This window comes from Microcystis sp. M53603_WE2 (assembly GCF_030065435.1).
Window position 1 is genome coordinate 1 of record NZ_JASJFF010000759.1, and the last position, 1,854, is coordinate 1,854.

At 45.3% G+C, this 1,854-nt stretch carries 1 protein-coding gene; it reads left to right on the forward strand.

Annotation, left to right across the window (positions count from 1 at the left end; all coding sequences use genetic code 11):
* The first annotated feature begins 301 nt into the window (after positions 1-301).
* Positions 302-1,699, forward strand: coding sequence for a diaminopimelate decarboxylase (gene lysA / locus PX481_RS16350; RefSeq protein WP_288095019.1), 1,398 nt, complete (start codon positions 302-304; stop codon positions 1,697-1,699).
* Positions 1,700-1,854 lie beyond the last annotated feature (155 nt).

The following is a 1,854-nucleotide window of genomic DNA, read 5'->3' on the forward strand; positions in this document are numbered from 1 at the left end:
TGGCTAATTGACTCATCTTACGGGTAATATCCTCGCTCTGTTCTTCTACTAACACGCCATTCTGGTCAGTCATATCATCACTTTTAAGACCACTCCTTCAATACTATTACCACTATTTCGGGGTCGCTGCTCGATTTTTTCCAGACAAAAAAGGGATTTTTAGCGGGTGGTTGATCGTACACTGAAAGAGAGAACTATTTTGGTTATCTAGATCACCGACGGTCAAATTTCCCTTGACTGAATCGGTGATGGGCAGAGATTGTAACAAAAATTATCGATTGCTTGACAAAAAACACCGATTATGCTATCAACTGAACCTAAAATCAGCAATTCCGGACAAAAATATTTAGCCTATCAAGATTGTCTATCCCCGAATCAAACCCTGTTACCCCTGACAGCCAAGGTTAATAACCGCGATTGTCTAGAAATCGGTGGTTGCGATGTGACCACCCTAGTGGAGCGTTTCGGTTCACCCTTGTATATTGTCGATGAAGTTACCCTCCGCACTGCCTGTCGTCAATACCTGCAAGGTTTCCAGACACATTATCCCGGAGAATCTAGGGTAATTTATGCCTCGAAAGCGTGGAATTGCCTGGCTGTATCGGCCGTGGTCGCTAGTGAAGGATTAGGTTTTGATGTGGTGTCGGCCGGAGAAATTCACACGGTGTTAACCGCTTTAGACCAGATCAATAAAACTGATGTGCCAATATACTTTCATGGTAATAACAAATCGATCGCCGAGTTAGAATATGCGATCGAGCATAACTGCATTATTATCGTTGATAACTGGCTAGAACTAGAAAATCTGGTTAAATTAGGCGAAAATCGTCCTGATACCCCTATTCCGATCCTGTTGCGTTTAACCCCCGGCATCGAGTGTCACACCCACGAATATATTCGCACGGGTCACTTAGACAGTAAATTTGGTTTTGACCCCCATCAAATCGAAGCGGTATTTGACTATGTTTTAGCTCATCCGCAGCTGAATTGTCTGGGTTTACACGCTCACATCGGTTCCCAGATTTTTGAACGTCAACCCCACCAAGACTTAGCCTCTGTGCTGGCAGATTGGTTTAAATTAGGATTAGAACGGGGTTTACCCCTAGAGCAATTAAATGTGGGTGGTGGTTTAGGAATTCGCTACCTCGAAAGTGATGACCCCCCAAGTATCGAGGAATGGGTGCAAGCAGTGTCCTTAGCAGTGGCCAAAGCTTGTCAGGAAAGAGGTATCGCTTATCCCCTGCTCATTGCCGAACCGGGACGCTCTCTGATTGCCACCGCTTGCGTAACGGCCTATACAGTGGGTAATCGCAAAGAAATCCCCGAAATCCGCACCTATATCGCCGTCGATGGCGGAATGTCCGATAATCCCCGACCGATTACCTATCAATCGGTTTACCGGGCCGTGGTCGCTAACAAAATGAGTCAAGAATGTCAGGAAGTGGTGACAATAGCTGGAAAACATTGTGAATCTGGCGATATTCTAATTAAGGATATTACGCTACCGAAAACCAACCCGGGGGATATTTTAGTGGTTTTAGCCACAGGAGCCTATAACTACAGTATGGCTTCTAATTACAACCGCTTACCCCGTCCGGCGGCGGTAATTGTCCAAAATGGAGAAGCTAATCTGATCCTTGAACGGGAAAATCTGGCGGATTTGCTGCGTCAAGACCGTTTACCGAAAAATTGGGTTTAAAGCCTCGCCCTTTTAGGGCGACTTTATAGGATGTATGATATTAAGAATAGCGGGCAGGGTAAGCAACCGCTTAAAAAACCCAGTCATCAACCGATGAACGCACCTTGAAAACTAGAGTTATGGGGTTCTATAGGGGAATGCTCCTATAGGTAAAA

What these genes read in the sequence shown, in the direction of transcription:
- lysA (WP_288095019.1), top strand. Translation starts at nt 302, where the DNA reads ATGCTATCAACTGAACCTAAAATCAGCAATTCCGGACAAAAATATTTA.